Annotated in this window: 17 protein-coding genes and 3 tRNA genes; 17 read left to right on the forward strand and 3 right to left on the reverse strand. The window is 50.4% G+C overall.

Annotation, left to right across the window (positions count from 1 at the left end; translation table 11 throughout):
* Window positions 1-37 precede the first annotated feature (37 nt).
* From MUG09_RS04920 to MUG09_RS04940, 5 genes are all read left to right on the forward strand, one after another.
* Window positions 38-916, forward strand: a complete 879-nt coding sequence (locus MUG09_RS04920) for a carbohydrate ABC transporter permease (protein ID WP_244774027.1) — start codon at window positions 38-40, stop codon at window positions 914-916.
* Window positions 917-926: 10 nt separating this feature from the next.
* Window positions 927-1763, forward strand: coding sequence for a carbohydrate ABC transporter permease (locus MUG09_RS04925; protein WP_244774029.1), 837 nt, complete (start codon window positions 927-929; stop codon window positions 1761-1763).
* 2 nt (window positions 1764-1765) lie between these two features.
* Window positions 1766-2911 carry a glycoside hydrolase family 88 protein gene (locus MUG09_RS04930; protein WP_244774031.1) on the forward strand — a complete coding sequence of 382 codons (1146 nt, stop codon included), beginning with the start codon at window positions 1766-1768 and terminating at the stop codon, window positions 2909-2911.
* A 9-nt stretch (window positions 2912-2920) separates the two neighbouring features.
* Window positions 2921-4921, forward strand: coding sequence for an alginate lyase family protein (locus MUG09_RS04935; protein WP_244774034.1), 2001 nt, complete (start codon window positions 2921-2923; stop codon window positions 4919-4921).
* Window positions 4922-4978: 57 nt separating this feature from the next.
* Window positions 4979-5050 (forward strand) — tRNA-Gly (locus MUG09_RS04940).
* Between the two features lie 99 nt (window positions 5051-5149).
* On the opposite strand, the gene MUG09_RS04945 is transcribed toward MUG09_RS04940, so the two are convergent.
* Both MUG09_RS04945 and MUG09_RS04950 read right to left on the reverse strand, forming a co-directional pair.
* A complete protein-coding gene (locus MUG09_RS04945) occupies window positions 5150-5935 on the reverse strand; it encodes a family 1 encapsulin nanocompartment shell protein (protein ID WP_244774036.1) in 786 nt (261 codons plus the stop codon).
* Window positions 5936-5954: 19 nt separating this feature from the next.
* Window positions 5955-6299, reverse strand: a complete 345-nt coding sequence (locus tag MUG09_RS04950; RefSeq protein WP_244774038.1) for an encapsulin-associated ferritin-like protein — start codon at window positions 6297-6299, stop codon at window positions 5955-5957.
* Between the two features lie 396 nt (window positions 6300-6695).
* On the opposite strand from MUG09_RS04950, the gene MUG09_RS04955 reads away from it, so the two are divergent.
* The 8 genes from MUG09_RS04955 to MUG09_RS04990 all read left to right on the forward strand — a co-directional run bounded on the left by MUG09_RS04955 (window position 6696) and on the right by MUG09_RS04990 (window position 17463).
* A complete protein-coding gene (locus MUG09_RS04955) occupies window positions 6696-7433 on the forward strand; it encodes a GntR family transcriptional regulator (RefSeq protein ID WP_244774041.1) in 738 nt (245 codons plus the stop codon).
* A 106-nt stretch (window positions 7434-7539) separates the two neighbouring features.
* On the forward strand, window positions 7540-9462 hold the full coding sequence (locus MUG09_RS04960) for an AMP-dependent synthetase/ligase (protein WP_244774043.1): 1923 nt from the start codon (window positions 7540-7542) through the stop codon (window positions 9460-9462).
* 239 nt (window positions 9463-9701) lie between these two features.
* Window positions 9702-11126 carry a hypothetical protein gene (locus tag MUG09_RS04965; RefSeq protein ID WP_244774046.1) on the forward strand — a complete coding sequence of 475 codons (1425 nt, stop codon included), beginning with the start codon at window positions 9702-9704 and terminating at the stop codon, window positions 11124-11126.
* A 14-nt stretch (window positions 11127-11140) separates the two neighbouring features.
* Window positions 11141-12403: a hypothetical protein gene (locus MUG09_RS04970; RefSeq protein WP_244774048.1), complete on the forward strand. Its 1263-nt coding sequence runs from the start codon at window positions 11141-11143 to the stop codon at window positions 12401-12403.
* Between the two features lie 216 nt (window positions 12404-12619).
* On the forward strand, window positions 12620-14239 hold the full coding sequence (locus MUG09_RS04975) for a Na+/H+ antiporter NhaC family protein (protein ID WP_244774051.1): 1620 nt from the start codon (window positions 12620-12622) through the stop codon (window positions 14237-14239).
* A gap of 91 nt (window positions 14240-14330) precedes the next feature.
* Window positions 14331-15542: a mannose-6-phosphate isomerase, class I gene (gene manA, locus MUG09_RS04980; protein ID WP_244774053.1), complete on the forward strand. Its 1212-nt coding sequence runs from the start codon at window positions 14331-14333 to the stop codon at window positions 15540-15542.
* A 56-nt stretch (window positions 15543-15598) separates the two neighbouring features.
* Window positions 15599-16873: an L-cysteine desulfidase family protein gene (locus tag MUG09_RS04985; protein WP_244774056.1), complete on the forward strand. Its 1275-nt coding sequence runs from the start codon at window positions 15599-15601 to the stop codon at window positions 16871-16873.
* Window positions 16870-17463, forward strand: coding sequence for an exonuclease domain-containing protein (locus MUG09_RS04990; RefSeq protein WP_244774058.1), 594 nt, complete (start codon window positions 16870-16872; stop codon window positions 17461-17463). The genes MUG09_RS04985 and MUG09_RS04990 overlap by 4 nt, the downstream gene beginning before the upstream one ends.
* On the opposite strand, the gene MUG09_RS04995 is transcribed toward MUG09_RS04990, so the two are convergent.
* Complete coding sequence (locus tag MUG09_RS04995; protein WP_244774060.1) at window positions 17423-18322, reverse strand: phosphatase PAP2 family protein; 900 nt, start codon at window positions 18320-18322, stop codon at window positions 17423-17425. The two genes, MUG09_RS04990 and MUG09_RS04995, sit on opposite strands and share 41 nt — an antisense overlap.
* Window positions 18323-18425: 103 nt before the next feature.
* Here MUG09_RS04995 and MUG09_RS05000 point away from each other — a divergent pair.
* The 4 genes from MUG09_RS05000 (at window position 18426) to nagB (ending at window position 20687) form a co-directional block, all read left to right on the forward strand.
* Window positions 18426-18499: transfer RNA gene (locus MUG09_RS05000), tRNA-Asp, on the forward strand.
* Window positions 18500-18604: 105 nt separating this feature from the next.
* A tRNA-Asp gene (locus tag MUG09_RS05005) sits at window positions 18605-18678 on the forward strand.
* Window positions 18679-18751: 73 nt separating this feature from the next.
* Window positions 18752-19822 carry a tRNA 2-thiouridine(34) synthase MnmA gene (mnmA, locus tag MUG09_RS05010; RefSeq protein WP_244774063.1) on the forward strand — a complete coding sequence of 357 codons (1071 nt, stop codon included), beginning with the start codon at window positions 18752-18754 and terminating at the stop codon, window positions 19820-19822.
* Window positions 19823-19874: 52 nt separating this feature from the next.
* Window positions 19875-20687 (forward strand): glucosamine-6-phosphate deaminase, encoded by an 813-nt coding sequence (nagB, locus tag MUG09_RS05015; RefSeq protein ID WP_244774064.1) that lies wholly within the window; start codon window positions 19875-19877, stop codon window positions 20685-20687.
* Window positions 20688-20726 lie beyond the last annotated feature (39 nt).

Consider the following 20726-nt stretch of genomic DNA (forward strand, 5'->3'; position numbering starts at 1 on the left):
TGGTCCCTGTACCCAATATTTACGAGGGGATGGTTTCATGGCCTCAAAGAAAGCTAACTTCAAAAAACAGTTGGTTGCATACAGTTTCCTGGCACCCAACTTCATCGGTTTTGCCATTTTCACCCTTGTTCCCATCGTCTTTGCCGTTGTCCTGGCATTTCTTCGTTGGGATGGTGCAAATCCCATGGAGTGGGCGGGGTTTTCCAATTTTACAGAATTGTTCGATGACGACCAGTTCAAGGCTGCGTTGAAGAATACGATAGTCTACACCGCAGGCACCGTTCCCTTTACCCTGCTGGCCAGCTTGTTTCTGGCAGTTATTCTTAATCAGGGAATCAAGGCCCGCAATTTTTTCCGTACGGTGAGCTTTTTCCCGTACATTGCATCGTTGGTAGCGGTTGCGGCAGTCTGGAATATGATTTTCAATCCCTCGAAGGGACCGGTCAACATGCTTTTGTACGCACTTGGTTTTGAGAATGTCCCCGGTTGGGCTGCAGACAAGGATTGGGCGATGGTTACCATCATTCTCTTCAGTGTCTGGAAGTATATGGGTTACTATATGATCATCTACCTTGCAGGATTGCAGGGGATAAATCCCGAGCTGTACGAAGCTGCGAACCTGGATGGGACAAACGCCTGGCAGCGATTCCGCTATGTTACCGTCCCTCAGCTCAGTGCAACAACCTTCTTTATCTTGGTGATGCTCACCATCCAGTGTTTCAAAGTCTACGATATCGTGTACATGGTAACCCAGGCAGGTCCGGGGACTGCTACGTTGGTTCTGGTCTATGATATCTACAACAAGGCTTTCATAAGTTGGAATCTTGGCTCCGCCAGTGCAGTGGCCATGGTGCTCTTCGCCCTCGTTCTTACTGTCACCTTGATTCAGTTCAAGGCTGAACAACAAAAGCGGTAGGGGGTAAGACATGCAAGTACACGCAGACAAACAAAAAGTAACGTTTACGCTTCTCTACACGCTTTTGGTGCTTTGCTCCCTGGCTATGCTGGTACCCTTCATCTGGATGATCAGTTCCTCCCTCAAGCTCGACAAGGATGTGTTCACATTCCCCATCGAGTGGATACCGTCCAATCCTCGTTGGGAGAACTATGCAGAAATCTGGACCACCATCCCTTTGGGGCAGTTTCTCAAGAATACAGCCAAGCTCACCCTCATCGTGACGTTGCTGCAGTTGCTTACATCTTCCTTTGCCGCTTATGCATTTGCAAAGCTGCAATTCAAAGGCCGTGACATTCTCTTCTTGGGGTATGTGGCTACCATTGCCATGCCTTGGCAGGTGTACATGGTCCCCCAGTTCATGATGATACGCTCCTTCGGCCTGAACAATACCCACTTGGCGATCATCTGCCTTCAAGCCTTCAGCGCTTTCGGTGTCTTCCTGATGAAGCAGTTCTACATGAGCGTTCCCGACGAGCTATGCGAGGCTGCAAGGATCGACGGCATGAGCGAGTATCGGATCTGGGCTCAGATCATGCTTCCGCTTTCCAAGCCGGCTCTCTCGACCCTGACGATTTTTACCTTCGTCAATACCTGGAATGACTTTTTAGGTCCCTTGCTCTATTTGACCAGGATGGAGCTGAAGACCATCCAAATAGGCCTGAGGATGTTCATCAGCCAATACTCAAGCGAGTACGGACTGATCATGGCGGCCAGTGTCGTAGCCCTCATTCCGGTGGTCATCGTCTTCCTTGCATTACAGAAGTTCTTCGTCCAAGGCGTAGCCACTGCGGGACTGAAGGGGTAGCAATGAAAGAAATCACAAGCCAAACTGTCCTCAAGGCCCTCGATGAGGCGGTAAGCCAAGTCAGAAGGAATCTCCCTTCGTTCACCTACCAGTGTCAGAATCACTCGTCGGTCAATAATTTCTATCCTGCGGTTGAAAACAATCAGTGGACCTGCGGGTTCTGGCCTGGAGAAGTCTGCCTCGCTTACGAGCATACAGGCGACCCGGTGTTGGTACACGCAGCGCATATTTTGAGTGAAAGTTTTCTCTCGCGCATCGAACAGAAAATCGAGGTTGACCATCATGACATGGGCTTTCTTTACACTCCCTCCTGCGTCTCCTTGTTCAATCTGGATGGAAGTCTCAGGGCACGCAAGGCGGCCCTGCTTGCAGCAGACCAATTGCTGACGCGCTTTCAACAGAGGGGTTCCTTCTTGCAGGCATGGGGCCCGATGGGGGCGAGGGAGAACTATCGCTTCATCATCGACTGCCTGATGAACCTGCCGCTGTTGTACTGGGCGAGTGAACAGTCAGGTGATGAGAAATATCGAACGATTGCACTGAAGCACACCCAAACCTGTCTCGCCAACTCCTTCCGTCCCGATGGCTCGACCTTCCATACCTTCTTTATGGATCCTGAAACCGGCCTCCCTGTTCGCGGGGAGACTTGCCAAGGGTATCGGGCCGACTCGTCCTGGGCCCGAGGTCAGGCTTGGGGAATCTATGGCTTGGCTTTGAGCTACCGCTATACCTCCGATCCTGTGTGTGTTGATCAGTTCAGGACTGCTTCGGAGTATTTTCTTTCCAAGCTTCCCTCCGACCTGATTCCCTACTGGGACCTTATCTTCACCGAGGGCGACGAACCAAGAGACTCCTCCTCGGCCTCCATCGTCGCCTGTGGTTTTCTGGAGATGGCGGCGATGCTTGCAGCAGATGAGGCGGCCTACTACATCTCTTGGGCCAAGGCCTTGATGCAGAGCCTGTATGAACATTATCGCGTCACCGATCCACATACTTCCAACGGTTTGGTATTACATGGTACGTATTCGAAGAAATCACCGTATAATACCTGTACTCCCGAAGGGGTTGATGAGTGTGTATCATGGGGCGATTATTTCTACATGGAAGCACTGACCAGGCTCAAGGGTGATTGGGTTTCGTACTGGTAGGAGGGTTCGATGACAAGGGACGAGTATGCAAAGCAGACACGCATCTGCTTTCTGGATGATCGGGATGCCGTGGCCTCGTATGTGAAAACCTATGAAGCCTCTGAGCTGGAGAAGATTCTTGCCATCGCAGACGATGTGGTCGATCAATCGTTTCTGTTCAACCTGCGCTGGGACATGGAGCGTACTTTCGAGCCGGTTGTCTTTCCTGATGTAATCGACTGGCTTCACCAGCCCGGTGACGACAGTGAATGGGTTTTCGCCTTCAATCGGATGAGATTCTGGATCTGTCTTGGCCAAGCCTATGCCTGCACCAAGAACGAGAAGTATGCCAAGGCATTTGCCTCCCAGCTGTGTGATTGGGTTGCACGCGTCAAGCGCACCGATCCTGGTTGTGCAAAGGCTTGGCGGTCGATCGAGGCCGGCTTGAGGATGGAGTACTGGACAAAGGCGATGCAGTACTTCCTTGACAGCCCTTCCATCACCGAAGAGGTCATCGATGTATTTCTCTGCTCGGTTGCAGAACATGCCCAGTTTCTCTATTCAGTCTGGGACAGCTATCATCTGATGAGCAACTGGGGAGTATTGGAGAACCACGGGCTTTTCCTTGCATCCCTTGCCCTGCCCAAGAATGAGACCAGTGAGAAGTACACCAAGGAAGCGTTCAGGCGCTTGGCCCTGGAGATACAAATACAAGTATACGATGACGGAGTACAATGGGAGCAGTCTCCGATGTATCACAACGAGGTTGCCCATGATTATCTTGACGTGGTGCTGATGGCAAAACGTCTCGCCCTTCCGATCGATGACAACATTGTTGAGAGAACCCACCTGATGTGCCGTGCCAGCATGGCTTGGCAGAAACCCGACGGGACGGAGCCGTGCATGGGGGACAGCGACCGCATCGACCAACGGGATATTGTCACCAAGGGTGCCTATCTGTTCAGTGACGGCCGACTCAAGGCGGCGGGGTATCCTCATCTCGATTTTGACTGTGTCTGGGACCTCGGGGCCAAGGCGATCGAGGAGTACGACCGGCTTGTCGCCATACGGGAGCAGCAGAGACTGACAGTTCTTTCTGAAAGCGGGAATGCGATTGTCAGGCAAGGCGATATGTACCTGAGGTTCCACTGCGGAACCTTGGGGGCAGGCCACGGGCATAGCGACAAGCTCCATTTCGACTTGTTTGCCAACGGCGAGGATATCCTGGTCGATGCAGGTCGGTTCACCTATGTACCGAAAGCGGAGCGGTACGAGTTCAAGGACAGCACCGCTCACAATACCACCACCGTGGACCGCAAGAATTTCACGGTCTGCAAGGACAGCTGGGAGTGTTCCAAGCTGTCGGCTCCCCTAGGATTTCGAACGGTGGAGAAGGGGCCGTACTGTGCTCTGCAAGGCAGCCATCAGGGGTACCTCGATGTCGGGGTGCTGCCCAAACGGACCATCATCACCCTTTGCGATGACCTGATCCTTCTCTCGGATGCATTTCTTAGTGTAAGCGAACACTCCTATCAGAGCTATCTCCATTTCAATGACAGTGGAAAGGTCAAGCTGACCGATGACGGGACATTCTTTGAGAGTCCGTCCTCCAAGGTACAGGTTCTGGTCGCCTCCGGTGGCGGCGTCACCCAATTTGTCAAGTCGACCCGCCTTTCACGACACTATAATCAATTGGTTGACAACAAAACCCTGGTAAGCGAGATTGAGACGGTCGGCTTCGGATCGCTGTTCACCCTTGTTTCAGTAAACAAGGCAGGACAATTTGTTCCCGCCAAGCTGTCCAAGGTCCGGGTGATGAGCAACTTCAAGAAGATTCGCTTCGGCGACGATTGGATTGAAGCTGTAAAGGTTCAGCGGGGGGATAAAGCTTTCACTGTGGTGGTTGCACATCAGGAGTGGGCGACTCCCACCGATACCTTCAATGCCGATGGATGCACTGGCTTTGGTTCGGTTGTTGTCTTCAATACTGCAGAAGGGGAGAAGGAGATAGGAACGAGATTGTTCTGTTAAGTCTGTTCCAAGGTTATTTACAACCCCCTGCGATTTTGCTATGATGCCTAGACAGTTGCGCTAGTAGCACAATGGTTAGTGCTCGTGCTTCCCAAGCATGAGACGGGGGTTCGATTCCCCTCTGGCGCTCTCACCCCCTTGGTCTTCGGATCGAGGGGGTTTGTTGTCTTAAGAGACGGAGGCCGGGTACACGACCCGGCCTCCGAGAGCACATAGTGATGGAAAGTCTTACTTGAATACTACGATTGCCTTTGGCTCCAACACCCTGAAGGTGAAGGATTCGGTTGCAAAGAGGGTGACTTCCTTGGTGTCATGGGTCTCATATCCAAGAGCGAAGTCCTGCCCGATGGTCAGCTCGAGGTTCTCATTGTTGTATGGTACCAACAATGCTCCTTCCAGACTGTTTGCAAGTACCACTTTCGACCCAAGCATCTTCTCGATCCTGTCCAGGAGGCTCTTTCCGTACGAGTCACGGCTGAGCAAAAGCCAGGTCGGCTTTCCGACTACCAAGGTGTAGGGTCCGTGGATGAATCCCTTCTTCAGCAGCAGCACTCCTTCGGCAATCGAAGTGAGGATGTCGTTGGGTTCGGTTCCCAAGGTCAACGCCTTGTGAGCCGAGGACTCCTTCAATCCCTTGATGCCGCCCTTTGCATAGCCGTTGTAGACTGCATTCTCCTCAAAGAAGGCAAGCTTTTCCAGGGCTGTATCGAGATTGTCGAAGTCGATGTCCTTCGCTCCGCGAGCCAGGTTGTCCAGCTCCCACTTGTTCAGCGAGAAGCGAATTCTTGCTTCGGTAAGAGGCTTGGCTGTGTAGGTACCGGCTTTCACTTCGCCATCGTCGACCAAGGTGAGTCTGCCTTCGCTGATGACGGTGAAGTCGATACCCTTAGGACCGTCAACATCAACGACCTTGCGGGCGGTGAGGCGGGAGAGCAATACTTCCTTTGCTCGTGCTTCTATTTCACTCCAGGCTTGTGCCGAAAGGGGTGCGAGTTCGCGTTTAAACATATCCATTTTCAACTATCCTCCAATGTTATTTCTTCAGGTCGCCGATCGACAGGGAGGAAGCATGTGCACTGCTTTCTTCTGCACCGCCTTCCTCGACTTCCAGTACAGAGCCGGAGGTAAACAGATAGGTCTTCAGCTCGTGATCCCATCCGTCCATGTTTCTTCTCAGCCACTCCAGTGTCATTACTGCATGCTCGATCTCTTCGTCACGATTATGGGCCATGATGCCTTTGAGCTCGGGATCCTTGGATGTGTTGACCCTCTGGTTGTACCAGTCAACCGCCTCCAGTTCCTCCCTGAGGCTGGTAATTGCACGAGAGATATCCCTCGTCTTTTCGTCTATTGCATCATACGGTTCTGTGTAAGCCATTTCATCCTCCTGTTGAGACGTTGTATCAATATCTATGATACTCATATTTTTCCAAGAAAGAAAGGGCCTTGACCCCGTTTTTCAGTACACAAGCCTGGAAGGAAGGTGGGGGATGGAGATTGCATGAGAAAAGGTAGGACTGGTATGGTAGTGCGTTTTGTTTGAGAGAGGAAAGTTCTTTCGAACGGGCCTGGACTTCTGAAAAGATTTCTTGCTCACAGTATATCAATGAAATATTAGTATTTCAAAAAATGTACTATTAGTGATATATAATGTACTATTAGATATGTAAAACGTATCCTAAATAAGACAAAATCCTTAATGAACAATTACATAATTTGTATTATACTTACCATACAAACTTACTCCTGAACTTGCACTACACGGAGGCTTTTTATGGCATTGAAATTCAAGTACGTCTATACACAGCTTCAAATGAAGATTATTTTCGGCGAATGGCCTGAGGGCTACAGGATTCCAACTGAGATGGAATTATGTGAACAATATGATGTTTCCCGTGTCACCATACGACGCGCTCTCGATGGCTTGGTAACCCAAGGGTATATATCCCGTACAAGAGGCCGCGGCTCGTTCGTACTGTTCAAGCGGTCGGTGGTCGGCTTGGGATATCCCCAGATTATTGAATCTGAGGCGGAAATTGTTCCAAAGGGTACCTATAGAATTCTCCTGAAGGAACAGGTGGAAGCTTCTCCGACCGATAAGGCTCAGTTCAATCTTTCCGATCGGCCTGAGGATTCGATGATGTGGCACTTCAAGAGCCTGCATATTGTCGACGGCAAGCCTTCTGTACTCAGTGATTTCTACGTAGCCCCCCGATTTGGATCTAGTCTGGCTATGCTTGAGGAAACGAGCGACCAATCCTTCTTCGAGATCGTAGGCAGGAGGACCGGACAGCGGTGCCATTTCGTCAATGGCAAGGTGGCGGCAATCAATCCCAATGAGGAGATTTGCAAGCAGCTTGGCATCGACTGCAAATCTGCAAGCTTGTGGTGCAGAGGTCTTTGTGTCCTCGACGACGGTACCCTTGTAGGCCGTTGTACGAAGGTTTTCAATGGCTTGATGTATGAGTTTGCCGTGGAGAGTAAATCCGGTTTGCACATCGGAAGTGCATGATTGACTACAAATTCACGATAAGCCTCTACTCTTTCCTTGTGTTTTCTTGACAACTAGGATATACGTGTAAGTATAAAACACTTGGACAGTAATAAAGAGGCTTACCATGGAAAGAACGATTGTTCAGATGCTGCACGATGCAGCAAAAAAATACGGGGACCGGGCCTATACCAATACCAGAACGGATGCCCAATGGCAGCCCAGCTCCTTCAAGCAAACCGATATTCAATCAGATTACGTTGCAGCATACCTGCTCAGCCATGGCTTCAAGGCTGAGCAGACTGTCGGTATCCTCAGTGAAGGCAAGAGCTCCTGGGTTACGTGCGAGCATGGTGTCATCAAGGCAAAGATGATCAGCGTCCCCTTGTCCATCAAGCTAACCCCGGAGGAAATTGCATTTCGAATCAACCACAGTGAGGCTGTAGCACTGGCTGTTTCTGCCAATACACTTGGCAATGCAGTGAAGGCTCTGCCGCTCTTCGACCACCATGTCATGTTCATCTACCTCGACGAGCAGGACGACCGTTTGGAGAATCAGATTCGTCAGGCCGGTTGGAAGCAGGATGTGGACTACGTTCCCTATCAGACGATGCTGATGGACGGTGAGGCCTGGCTTGCAAAGAAGCCGAATCTGGTCAAGGATGTTGAGGCAACGATCAGCGAGCAGGATACAATCAATATTTGCTATACCAGCGGCACGACGGGTAATCCGAAGGGGATCATGCTCACCCATGTAAACTACTGGGTCAACTCGCATGATGCAATCGAGTTGTTCCAGCTTCCCGACGCCCAATTCGAGACCTTGGTCGTACTTCCTGTCGACCACAGCTTCGCCCATACCGTCGGCATCTATACGTCGCTGCTCAGAGGCATCACATTGCACTTTGTCGATTCCCGCGGTTCCAATGCCGCAATCATCCGAAACTTCCCCAAAAACCTGGTGGAGTTGAATCCGGTGTTCCTGATGACCGTTCCTTCCATCACCGGCAACTTCATGAAGAAGATGATTCAGGGAATTCATCAGAAAGGTGCCTTCGTCGAGGGCATATTCAACAGGGGCCTCGAGGCGGGCATGCTGAGAAACGGTGATGGTTTTCACAAGGGCGGCACCTGGATTCGTATCAAGACGTGGCTGCCGTATACCTTGGCTAATCTTTTGGTATTTCCCAAGCTCCGCAAGGTTTTCGGCGACAGGATGCTCTACTGTGTCGGTGGGGGTGCATTGCTGGAGGCCAAGCAGCAGAGGTTCTTTGCTGCCATCGGTGTTCCCGTATTCCAGGGATACGGCCTGACCGAAGCGGCTCCCATCATCAGCAGCAACTCTCCCCATCTGTACAAGTTCGGCACCAGCGGCATGGTGGCCAAGAGTGAAATCTGCAAAATCATGATCGATGAGACCACCGAGGCAAAGGTGGGGCAGCGGGGTGAGATCGTCATCAAGGGCGAGAACGTCATGAAGGGCTACTTCAAGAATCCGGCAGCCAGTGCCGAGGTGCTCCGAGACGGTTGGCTCTGGACGGGCGACCTCGGGTATTACGACGAGGATGGTTTCTTGGTTGTAACCGGTCGTGCGAAAGCTCTTCTGATCAACAAGGATGGAGAGAAGTACAGTCCCGAGGAAGTTGAGGAAGTGATGATCAACAGCCTTTCGGTGTTGAATCAACTGATGGTGTACAACGACCATCAGATGATTACCACTGCCTTGGTCACCCTGCAGGAGGATGTGGTCACCCGCATGATTGAAGAGAAGGGTTGCAAGAGTGCCGAGGAGGCCTTGGACATGCTTGTGACAGAGCTCAGGTCCTATGAGGCGCAAGCCGGTGCCATTCCGAATATGTGGCTCCCTTCACGGTTTGCCATCATCGAAAAACCCTTCAGCGAGGCAGACGGCCTGGTCAATTCAACGATGAAGCTCGTACGGTATAAGACCGCTGAATTCTACAAGGATAGGATTGCAACCCTCTATGAAAGCGAAGAGGCGAATAGAAAAGCCAACCTTGAGGTGATCAAGCAGCTGTTTTTCAAATAGCAGAGAACCATGAAAACCGGTATACAAGCGGAGACGAGAGTTTCCGCTTGTTCTGTAGGTGGTCGATAGTAGACATTGCTAGAAAAATGTGTAACGCTTTAGCTGTAAGTTAGTTTTCTATGTACGACGATGTGACATACCTAAGTATATCGTCCGATAGCTACCGAGAGATATCCTTTACTTGTAAGGGTGAGGGAGTGGGAAGATAACGTATGGTTTCCCCCACAGAGGAGGGCATCATGAAGAAAATGTTCGTACTGGTTTTGTTAGTACCGATTCTAACAATTGCATTGATTTCCTGTGACGCTGATATACGTTCCAACATAGCCGGCTTTATGGGCGGACTGGGTGGGAATGTGTATGTCGACAATGAGTGGGTTCAGCCCAATACTGAAGACCTCGATAAAGTCAAAGATACTCTCAACAATTTAGCGCCCGTTGCAATTAGTGGTTCAACTTCTGCTCTAGGCATAAACGTGACAGGCGTTGTTGCAACAAGTATCCTATCGCCCCAAAACGAGTCTGAACAGGCTGCTGTGAAAGAAAGTCTTGCAAAATCATTGACAACACAAGATAGAATTGATGATTTAGTTTTAGAATTAAGCCAAGACGCTACAGCTGAACAAAAAGTTGCTGTTGAAGGGACTGTTGAAGTCTTTAACAAGACGGTTGATGCAATAATTCTTCAAGTTATGGCAAATACTCCTGAGCTGGAGGCTACTCTCAACGACTTGAAGATTACAATACCATCCGGAGGAACAAATAGCTATACAAAGGGTGATGTATTGGTGATGCAACTCATGACTAATTTAATTTCCAATACAATCAGCACATTAGAAGAGGTGGGAGGAGGATCTTTGGGGGACCTAGCTTCCTCTGATATCAGCAGTACTGCAAACAAAGATAAAGTGCTTTCTATCGTAAATGAGGCGCTCTTTGCAGCAAAAATTGCTGAGCAAGTTTCGGGGACTGCTGCCTTGAACCTGTCTACTCAACTGAATCTTGGAGCGTTGATTGAAGAAATGAATAAAAATACCAGATCACGCGGAGAACCGATCGCATTGACTGATGCCGGAGAATTCATTGATTCAATCAATCTGATTTCTAAAGATTTGATAAGTCTGATGCATTTAACACAGTCGGGTGATACCTACACTTTTAGTGATGAAGCATACAAGAGTTTCTTGCTTGGTCAAAAGGCTTATAAAGCAGCACTTGACCATGCTGTGGGTCTTGCTCGTCTTGGCCAGATTGATTTGAAGGATGCGGATACAATAAATTTTGATCCGATAACTGTAATCAAGTATGCATATGCTACCATTATTACTGAACATCATTTGTTCTGGGAAAATGAAACTCCTTCGCAAACAGCTAATGACTTGATTGAAGCATACTTAACTCATACAGATAGTAATAAGAAACTTATTACAGGAACTCTCACAACTGTTGATAGTTTGACTGCTCCGACATTTGACGACTTTGATTATGAGGATTGGCCAACATTCTTAAAGACAAGGAATCAAGCTTATTACGAAACTATTATCGATACAATGATTCGGATTAACAAGGTTGGAGGCGTCGCTCAATTAACGGGCAAACTCGATGAATTCGCGAATACTGAATCAACGGGTGATAACATCCAAACTTGGTACAACAACCTGTAAAGGAGGAAGAGAAAATGAAAAAGATTAAATCTATAGTGATTATTGCACTAGTAATTATCGTGGGCTCTCCTCTATTTGCAGTAGATTATTCACCGACTAACACGGTGTATAAACAAGCAGCTGAGCCATTCGTTGGAACAAGTGTACGGATGCTTGGAATGGGAGGTGCAGGTCTTGGTGTGAAAGGCTATCACGATAGCTTCTTGTACAACCCTGCAAACTTGGTTCGCTCTGGATTCAAGTTCTCCTTCCCTTCGGTAACCGTAACTGCTTACAATCCTAAAGCAATTTTGGAAAGCGGAGCCATTGAAGAGTTCGAGAAAGGAACGGATGCCGGTATGGTTGCTGGAGCCCAAAAGTTTCTTAACGTGTTCGAAATTGGTCCTGGCGATGTTCTAACCACTGATGTATCAACAACGATTACTATCGGCAGTTTTGGACTTTCTCTTCAGGCTCAGGAAAGATTGATGTCGTTTACCCCCTCAGCTGATCCTTTAGGAACAAAACTCGTTGCACAAGTGACGACTGCGGTTACAGCAGGATTTGGTTTTAGAATACCTATTGCTGAATCCATAAGTATCGATTTGGGAATCAGCGCCCAAGCAGTCTATAAAGCATATTTGGCTGAAATGAGTGCCTCCTCGATTACTGATATGATTGGAGATGATGGTTCAGATTTTGCAGCGGAGTTCTTGGATAAGACGCCTTTGATGGCTGGGTATGCCCTGCCACTTTCTGCTGGTATCAATTTCAACTTCCCCTTTGGCCTTACTCTTTCAACAGTTGCTAAGAACATCAACGGGAATTACACTATGAGCACGTATAATTCGGCTAATGATTGGGCAGAAGAAGTGTTAGGCCAGAGATTGTCTGAAGATAGTGATTCTTCACCAGGAAGTAGTACGATTGAGACCGATTGGACAATCGAGAGCCCCTGGAGACTCGATGCCGGTCTTACTTGGAAGCCGAACATTGGTTCGCTGATCAGACCCATCATTGCTGTTGACGTAGTCGATGTGATGGCGATGTCCGGAAAGACTGGTGACGCTCTTACCCGTGCCTTTTTTGAACAGACCAGACTCGGTGCTTCTGTAAGGCTTCTCAGTCTCCTGGATTTCCGCTACGGCCTGAACAAAGGCTATCATTCAATTGGTGTTGGATTCGATCTCTTGATCTTCCACATCGATGCAGCATACTACACTCAGGAGTATGGTTCGAGTATTGGAGAGAAATCCATCGATGCACTCTCGCTTCGATTCTCGCTCTTCTCTCGCTAGTGTCGTTTCTTCTACTCAACTGGAATGCCCTCCCTGGAAAGGAGGGCATTTCCACATCTAGCGGGTAGTGTATTCTTGGTTCTGTTATTTGAATAACATTCTGTGTAAATTTCCATAAAACTGCATAGTTCGACCTATACTTTGTAACGAAAGCCGTGGTATAGTCACGCTATATCACACATTGAGGGTCTTTCACCCTATTTGAGAGAGGTCAACATGACAAGTTTTGGAATTTGGGGACTTATTCCTCCCGTTCTCACCATTACGCTTGCTTTCATTACCAAGGATGTAATGGTATCCCTGTTTCTGGGTATTTTCTCCGGGGCGATCATTGTAGCCGGCGGCAATCCCTTGATGGCAATCATCAATCTGACCGATATGATTGCAGGTTCCCTCAACGATGGCTGGAACATCCGCATCTTCCTCTTCTGTGCATTGCTCGGCGGCTTGGTCGGTATGCTCAGCAAGACCGGCTCAGCCCATGCCTTCGGCCGTTGGGCTGCAGACAAGCTTCACACAGAAAAGACCAGCCTCTTGATGACTTGGTTCTGCGGACTCTTGATTTTCATCGACGACTACTTCAACAGCCTTGCTGTGGGAACGGTCATGAGACCCATCACCGACAAGAACAAGGTGAGCCGTGCCCAGCTGGCTTATATCCTCGACTCAACGGCAGCTCCGGTATGCATCCTGGTACCCATCTCCAGCTGGGTGATCACTGTCATGTCGATCGTTAAGGGCTCTGAAGGCTTCGAGTCTCTCGGAGTAAGCGAATTTTCCTTCTTCATGCGCTCGATCCCCTACAATCTCTATGCTCTGCTCACGGTTCTGATGGTGCTGGTCATTGTATTGACAGGAAGGAACTTCGGTCCGATGGCCCGCAGCATCGCTTATGCGAAGGAAACAGGCAAGCTCTACAACGAAACCTACGGTCCTGCTCCTGGTGAAGTCGACATTGATGGCAATGCAAATGCAGCGAAGGCAAAGCCTTTGGACATGCTTTTCCCCATTCTTGTCCTCATTATAACTGCAGTAGTATTTTTCCCTGTCACCACCTATCTTGGATCCATCGATGGAGAGACCATTACTTCGTTGGGAGCAGCTGCTGCTTCCATGTCCCTCGGTGATGCCTTCAACAACACCGACGCCTCCATGGCTCTCTTTTATGCAGTAATTTTCACCTTGGTGATTTCGTACATCTACTATACCGTACGAAAGCTTTTCACCATCAAGTCCGCAAGTGAAGCCATCGGCGATGGCATCAAGTCGATGGTTCCCGCCTTGATCATCCTGACCATGGCATGGACCATCGGGACTGTCATCAAGAGCAGCCCGGAAGACGGCGGCCTCGGCCTTGCAGCCTTCCTCAGCGATGTGGTTGTCGGTGGTGGGTTCCCGATTGCTTTGGTACCTGTCATTGCCTTCGCGCTCTCTGCCTTGATCTCCTTCTCCACCGGAACCTCCTGGGGTACGTTCGCCATCATGATCCCGATCGTAATGCCCATCGCCGTCGGTCTTGCCCAGGCCAAGGGCCTTGGTGACGGAGCCCTGCTCAATGCAGCAATGATCAGCGTCAGTGCCGTACTCGGCGGTTCGGTATTCGGTGACCATGCTTCCCCGATTTCCGACACCACCATTCTCTCCTCGACCGGCGCTGGATGCCCCCACCTTGAACACGTTGCAACACAGATGCCGTATGCAGTAACGGCGGCAATTTGTACCTTGATCGGTTTCATCTTCGGCGGTATCACCCTCAATGTCTTTGTTGCCTGGTTGGCTACACTCATTTGCTTCGCCGCAGCAATGGTGTTCCTGCCGCGCGTTTACAACAAGTAAGAAATCGTTTCTTCCGACTTAGCCCGCCGTATGGCGGGCTTTATCTTGCCCTCATGGTGTAAGCCTCCTATACTTGTATGAGGAGGACGGTATGGACATAGTACAAATACAGGGACACATCAAAGAGTATGATTGGGGCAACAGCTCGTTCATTCCCGCTCTTCTCTCTCAAGATGAAGATGGCAAGAGCAAGGCCGAGCTTTGGTTCGGTACGCATCCGAATGGCGATGCCAAGGTTGTTGAGACAGGACAGCAACTCTCCGAATTCCTTGCACAGGACAGTCTTCATTGGTTCGGTCAGGAACATCTGGACTGTTTTGGTGATCAGCTTCCGCTTCTGCTCAAGGTTCTCGCCATTGATAAACCCCTCTCCATCCAGGTACATCCAACCAAGGCCCAAGCCGAGGAAGGGTGGGCCAAGGAAGAGCTGACCAGAGCCCATCAAAAGAAGGAACTGTGGAACTATAAGGACCCGAACCGGAAAGCGGAAGTAATTTATGCGCTCACTCCCATTACGGCAATGTGTGGATTCAGGCCCCTGAAACAGATAATACCTGTATTGAAGCTTCTTATTCCCAACGGGTATGCGAAGCATTTTGGGTATTTGGACACAGTGCAGGAGGACTCGGACAAGCTTCTTGCCAAGTTGTTTGAAGATTTGTATACGATGCAATCGGAGCAACTTGTACAACTGGTGGATGAGTATATTGCCTCGTTGAAGAAACACGAGGAACTTCCCTTTGCCACCGGGGATGGTGCATTTTTGGAGAGCAAGGGCATCGTTCTCTCCTGTTATGCAGCCTACCCCAAGGACCCGGGGTTGTTCTGCCCCTTTATTCTGCACGTCAAACACCTCCATCCGGGTGAAGCCCTCTATCTGGAGCCTCGAACCCTCCATGCCTATGTGCTTGGCAACGGCATCGAGCTGATGAGCGCTTCGGACAACGTACTGCGAGGCGGACTTACCAACAAGAAAGTGGATGTGAAAGAGCTGATGAGAATCCTGGAGATCAAGGGCAGGGAAGTAGAGAAAGCCCCGATGCTCATAGGTCGCTCAGGCAGGCTTCATGTGCTTACTCCCACCGAGGAGTTCCATCTGATGGTGCTCAAAAGCGGGACGTACCACATCAATGAACGCAGAAGCATTGAGCTGTTGTTCGTGACCGAGGGACAGGCGGTGTTTCAATCGGCTGCTGAGAAACGAACCTTGGAGAAAGGTAGCTGCCATGTGGTTGCAGCCTCTCTTTCCTCTTACTCCTTGGAGGTTGAGGGGACGCTTTTCATCGCCGATGTTCCCCGCTAATCAAATTTCTCGCTTTGGGGTTGGAAAGCCTGTTCTCAGAATGCTATAGTCCTTGTATGGATACTTACCTGAAGGTACTACAAAAAGAGATGCGCCCTGCAATGGGGTGCACTGAGCCTGCCGCCTCAGCCCTCGCCGGGGCCAAGGCCGCTCAGTTGTTGGATGGCCGGCCCACTTCCCTGGAGGTTGTAACCAGCAGGGATATGGTGAAGAACGCCATGGGTGTGGGTCTGCCGAATTGCTCGCTCAAGGGGATTCAGGCAGCGGTAGCCCTTGGTGCGTCAGGCGGTGATGTTGATAAGGGCTTGAGTATTCTCAGCGAATTGAGCGATGAGCAGATTCAGCATGCGAGTTCCATGCCGGTTTCCCTTGCCATCGATTCCGAAGTTCCTTCGCTATACATCAAAGTGGTTGCCAAGAATGAAGGCGGCACTTCTGTCGCTGTCATCAGTGGTGAGCATGACCGTTTCAGCTACCTCGAGCAACATGGGCAGGTACTGCTCAGTTTGGCTGTTGATGCCTGCGGTTCCTCCCTGCAAGAGGAGGATGAACAGTTTATGGGCGGCAGTTCCTTGTCCGACCTGCTTGCTTGGGTGCAGCAGGCACCGCAGGAAGCTCTGACGTTGGTCCTTGAAGCCAAAGATACCAATATGGCTATTGCTCAGCATGCCTTGGAGCACTCCTACGGTCTGTCTGTAGGCAGAATCGCAGCCGAGCCTATCGGTAAAAAACCTTCCAGCCTATCCGAGGCTTTCAGCCTCGCTTCGGCCATGGCGGCAGCGGCCAGTGATGCAAGAATGGCAGGCTGTCCGCTTCCTGTAATCATCAACAGCGGCAGCGGCAACCAAGGCATCACCTTGACAGTACCCCTTGCTGTGGTTGGATCCTATTTGGCATGCAGTGAAGAGAAACTGGCCAGAGCCCTGCTGCTCAGTCAACTGGTAGGTCTCGCCCTGACTGCAAAGAAGAATCGGCTCAGTGCCTTGTGCGGCGCCTTTACGGCAGCCATAGGTACGGCATGCGGGCTTGTGTACCTGCTCGATGGGACCCTTGTTGAGATGGACAGGGCGTTCAATACCATGGTGGGCAACCTGACCGGTATTATTTGTGATGGGGCGAAGATGACCTGCGCCTTGAAGATTTATAGCTGCGTCGAGGCAGCGAACCTGGCCTGCAAACTTGCTTTCAGGGGTATGTCTCCAGGAAATGAGAGCGGCATTGTCGGCAAGACAAGCAAAGAGAGTATGGATTTCCTTTCGAGAATCAGCCATGAAGGGATGGAGGAGACGGATAAAACGATTCTTTCCATCATGTTGGGAAAACAAGCATGAATTATGTAGCAATAGATTTTGAAACGGCGAACGGGTATCCAGGTGGAGCCTGTTCGGTCGCCCTGGCCCGCTTCGATGAGGAAGGGATGCTGCTGGATACCTACTATTCACTCATTCATCCCAAGCACCCCTATTTCGATCCGAGTATGACGGCAGTACACCAACTCAAGGATGAGGAGTGCCTTGGCGCCCCTGAGTTTGATATGGTTTGGCCGGCTATGCGGGAATTCATCGGCCGCGATCTCCTGGTTGCCCACAACGCTGTCTTCGATATGGGTGTTCTGAAGGGCTGCTTTGAGGTGTATGACTTGGAAGCAAGACAGATGCCCTATCTTTGTACGCTCACCATCGCCAAGAAAGTCTGGCCGAAGATGCTCAGCTATAAGCTTGCATATTTGGTGGATTATTACGGCATGGAGTATCAGGCGCACTATGCCCTCGATGATGCGATCATGTGCGGGAAAATGATGCACAAGCTCTGCTATGGGCACCTCAATGAGATGCTCGATCTCAGGCGCTTTTTGATCACCAAGGGCATTGAGCCGAAATTCATCGAGAACCAGCGAAAAGACGGAGATTTTTTCCTATAAGCGGATATAGTCCTGTCGCCCAAAGTCCTACCAGCGTATAGCGGACGAAGGATCCGACTGCATACAGTGATTCGGGGATGATCACCTTGGCACCCATGAACAGCAGGATGCCGACCAGCCCGATGACGTAACGGACGATCTGCTTGCTTCGCTTCTCCTCGACAGTGAAATTCACCTTCTTATTCTCCAAGGCGAAGCCCAGGTAACCTCCGCCACCGAGGGCGAAGACTTTCATGAGGTCGGTGAAGGCGACCTCATCGATGGTCCCTGTATTGAGCAGAATTGCCGTAATGGCTCCTGCAGCAAAAGAAAGGGAGCCGATCCACAAACTGAGGCGGATGCGCTTGTTCTTGTCGTCATAGAGAGCGTTCAGATAACGGCTCACTGTAAAGCTGATGGTTACACCAAGCAAAAGCCCTGCAAACACATCGATGGGCCAGTGTACTCCCAAGTAGAGACGGCTCAGTCCGACCAAGGCCATCATGACTGCACAGAGGATGCTGACAGGCCGTTTCTTGAACGTAAGTGCAAGGGCGGTATAGAAGGCCGCCCCGGTAGTGGTATGTCCGCTGGGGAACGAGTAGCCGGTTGCTGTCTCCAGGCGCTTGCCGTCGATGGATTCGAGCACCTGGAAAGGTCGTGGTGCGCGGACGACCGCCTTGAGGATTCCCATGCCCAGTACGGCAAACAGGACCGACGTAAAGAGGCCGAACCCTTTCTTCTTGTCGTAGTTGTAGAAGATGTAGAGAATGACTGCTATGACGAAGGTCTGTTCGCCCACTGCAGAGGCGATGTTGGCCAGAAAATCAAGGATGGGGTTTGCAATGTTGAGAAAGAACAACATGATGGATTCTTGCATGATTGACTCCTTTCAGAGAGTATACGTGAGGAAAATATGTCTGACAACTGCTAATCCAGTTGACAAAAAAATGCGTTTCGTGTAGTTTCCAAGAGTGCTTTTTGAGGGTGTAGCGAAGCTGGTTATCGCGACGGCCTGTCACGCCGTAGATCGCGGGTTCGAGTCCCGTCACTCTCGCTATTGCAGCCGCTTTGGGTCTTCCGAGGCGGCTGTAGTTTTTTGGAAATCTCTTTTCAGGTTGTTGACAAAACTATTAGGATAGTGTAGTTTCACTCATGCTATGAGGGTGTAGCGAAGCTGGTTATCGCGACGGCCTGTCACGCCGTAGATCGCGGGTTCGAGTCCCGTCACTCTCGCTTTCAGAAACCGCCTTGGATTCCAGGGCGGTTTCGTTATTATATACAGGTGTATCCTGATTTTGGAGGAATGATGAAGGTACTGGTAGGCATGAGCGGAGGGATCGACTCTTCAGTCGCAGCTTACTTATTGAAACAGCAGGGCCACGAGGTGATGGGCGTTACGATGACCATATGGAATAAACGTTCCCATTTGTCACGTCCGTTGAACTCCACCAGCTGCTTTGCTCCGGATAAAACCGAGGACATTCGAGCCATCAAGAAGATATGTGAGAAAATCGGGATCGAGCATCAGGTGCTCGAACTCAGTGATCTCTTTGAAGAAATAGTGCTGTCCAATTTCAAGGCGGAGTACATGGATGGAAGGACACCCAATCCCTGTGTCTGGTGCAATGCAAAGATCAAGTTTGGAGCAATGGTCGAGTATGCCATGCAAAGCGGCCTTGTCTTTGATAGGTTCGCCACCGGTCACTATGCCAGGATTGTCGAACAAAACGGCCGGTATGCAGTCGCAAAGGCAGTGGATTTGAAGAAGGACCAATCGTACTTTCTCTATCGCCTCAACCAAGAGCAACTTGCCAGAACCCTTTTCCCCCTCGGTGGAATGACCAAGGAAGACGTGCGCAAGATCGACGTCGCCCAAGGGTTTCACAAGGTGTACCAAGAGGAGAGCCAGGATTTCTATGATGGCGATTACACCGACTTGCTGGATATCTCAGCCCGTCAAGGAAACATTGTCACCAAGCAGGGCGAGGTGCTGGGCCGCCATGAAGGCATCTGGCATTACACCATCGGCCAACGTAAAGGTTTGGGTATTGCAGCACCAAGGCCGCTCTACGTGCTTGAATTGAGAGCCGATACCAACGAGGTTGTGGTAGGCTTTGTTGAGGATACCCTGCAGAGTACCGTAACCGCATCTGATGTTGTCTGGTCAAAGGTTTCCTCGCTGGAAGGCGAGGTTGTGGTACAGGCAAAAATCCGCTCCACCGGCTATGCAACCGAAGCCAAAGCCCGTCAGAATGACGACGGGACCATCACGGCAATCTTCAGCGATGAAGTGAAAGCCGCCACCGTCGGTCAGTCGCTGGTGCTGTATGACGGAAGCACGATACTCTGTGGAGGCATCATCGTTCAAGCCTGTTGAGTGTTGCCCACCTCCTTGTTTCAGACTATGATGGAGTGACAAGGAGAGAGCAATGCGAGTCATCATCCAAAACGATTATGAGAATCTGTCCCTTTGGGCTGCACGGTATATAGCCAATAGAATCAGGGCCTTTGAACCGAATGCAAATCGACCATTTGTCCTTGGCCTTCCTACGGGATCCTCCCCGCTTGGTACCTATGCTGAATTGATCAGGCTCAATAGGGAAGGATATGTTTCCTTTGCCAATGTCGTCACCTTCAACATGGATGAGTATGTAGGGCTTGCTCGTGAGCACGAACAAAGCTACTACACCTTCATGTGGAAGAACTTCTTCAATCACATCGACATCAAGGCTGAGAATGTGCACATTCTTGATGGAACCGCCAAGGACCTGGAAGAGGAGTGTTGCTTGTATGAAGAGGCAATCGCCGCCTTCGGCGGTATCGAGCTGTTCCTTGGAGGCATCGGGGCGGACGGGCATATCGCCTTCAATGAACCCTTCTCCAGCCTGTCCAGCCGCACCCGCATCAAGAGCTTGACCTACGACACTAAGGTCATGAACAGCAGGTTTTTTGAACACGACATGAACAAGGTTCCCTCCCAGGCTTTGACGGTCGGGGTTAAGACGGTGACCGACAGCCGTGAGGTGATCATCCTGGTCAACGGTCACAACAAGGCACGTGCCTTGCAGGCCACCATCGAGGGAGGCGTCAGCCAGAGCTGGACATGCAGCGCCCTCCAACTTCATCCGAAGGCTGTCATCGTGTGCGATGAAGCGGCCTGCGGAGAGCTGAAGGTAGATACCTACAAGTACTTCAAGGACATCGAGAGCGAGAATCTCTCGGTTGCAGCGATGCTCAAGTAGGGAAACGGAGAACAGGCTCAGCGGGAAACCGCTGAGCCT

The organism is Sphaerochaeta associata, assembly GCF_022869165.1.
Taxonomy (GTDB): domain Bacteria; phylum Spirochaetota; class Spirochaetia; order Sphaerochaetales; family Sphaerochaetaceae; genus Sphaerochaeta; species Sphaerochaeta associata.

Coding starts and splice junctions, on each gene's coding strand:
- MUG09_RS04960 (WP_244774043.1), top strand. CDS start 7,540: ATGGAAAGAACGATTGTTCAGATGCTGCACGATGCAGCAAAAAAATAC.
- MUG09_RS04965 (WP_244774046.1), top strand. CDS start 9,702: ATGAAGAAAATGTTCGTACTGGTTTTGTTAGTACCGATTCTAACAATT.
- MUG09_RS04985 (WP_244774056.1), top strand. CDS start 15,599: ATGGATACTTACCTGAAGGTACTACAAAAAGAGATGCGCCCTGCAATG.
- MUG09_RS04945 (WP_244774036.1), bottom strand. CDS start 5,935: ATGGATATGTTTAAACGCGAACTCGCACCCCTTTCGGCACAAGCCTGG.
- MUG09_RS04950 (WP_244774038.1), bottom strand. CDS start 6,299: ATGGCTTACACAGAACCGTATGATGCAATAGACGAAAAGACGAGGGAT.
- MUG09_RS04995 (WP_244774060.1), bottom strand. CDS start 18,322: ATGCAAGAATCCATCATGTTGTTCTTTCTCAACATTGCAAACCCCATC.
- MUG09_RS04990 (WP_244774058.1), top strand. CDS start 16,870: ATGAATTATGTAGCAATAGATTTTGAAACGGCGAACGGGTATCCAGGT.
- manA (WP_244774053.1), top strand. CDS start 14,331: ATGGACATAGTACAAATACAGGGACACATCAAAGAGTATGATTGGGGC.
- MUG09_RS04975 (WP_244774051.1), top strand. CDS start 12,620: ATGACAAGTTTTGGAATTTGGGGACTTATTCCTCCCGTTCTCACCATT.
- MUG09_RS04920 (WP_244774027.1), top strand. CDS start 38: ATGGCCTCAAAGAAAGCTAACTTCAAAAAACAGTTGGTTGCATACAGT.
- nagB (WP_244774064.1), top strand. CDS start 19,875: ATGCGAGTCATCATCCAAAACGATTATGAGAATCTGTCCCTTTGGGCT.
- MUG09_RS04955 (WP_244774041.1), top strand. CDS start 6,696: ATGGCATTGAAATTCAAGTACGTCTATACACAGCTTCAAATGAAGATT.
- MUG09_RS04970 (WP_244774048.1), top strand. CDS start 11,141: ATGAAAAAGATTAAATCTATAGTGATTATTGCACTAGTAATTATCGTG.
- MUG09_RS04925 (WP_244774029.1), top strand. CDS start 927: ATGCAAGTACACGCAGACAAACAAAAAGTAACGTTTACGCTTCTCTAC.
- MUG09_RS04935 (WP_244774034.1), top strand. CDS start 2,921: ATGACAAGGGACGAGTATGCAAAGCAGACACGCATCTGCTTTCTGGAT.
- MUG09_RS04930 (WP_244774031.1), top strand. CDS start 1,766: ATGAAAGAAATCACAAGCCAAACTGTCCTCAAGGCCCTCGATGAGGCG.
- mnmA (WP_244774063.1), top strand. CDS start 18,752: ATGAAGGTACTGGTAGGCATGAGCGGAGGGATCGACTCTTCAGTCGCA.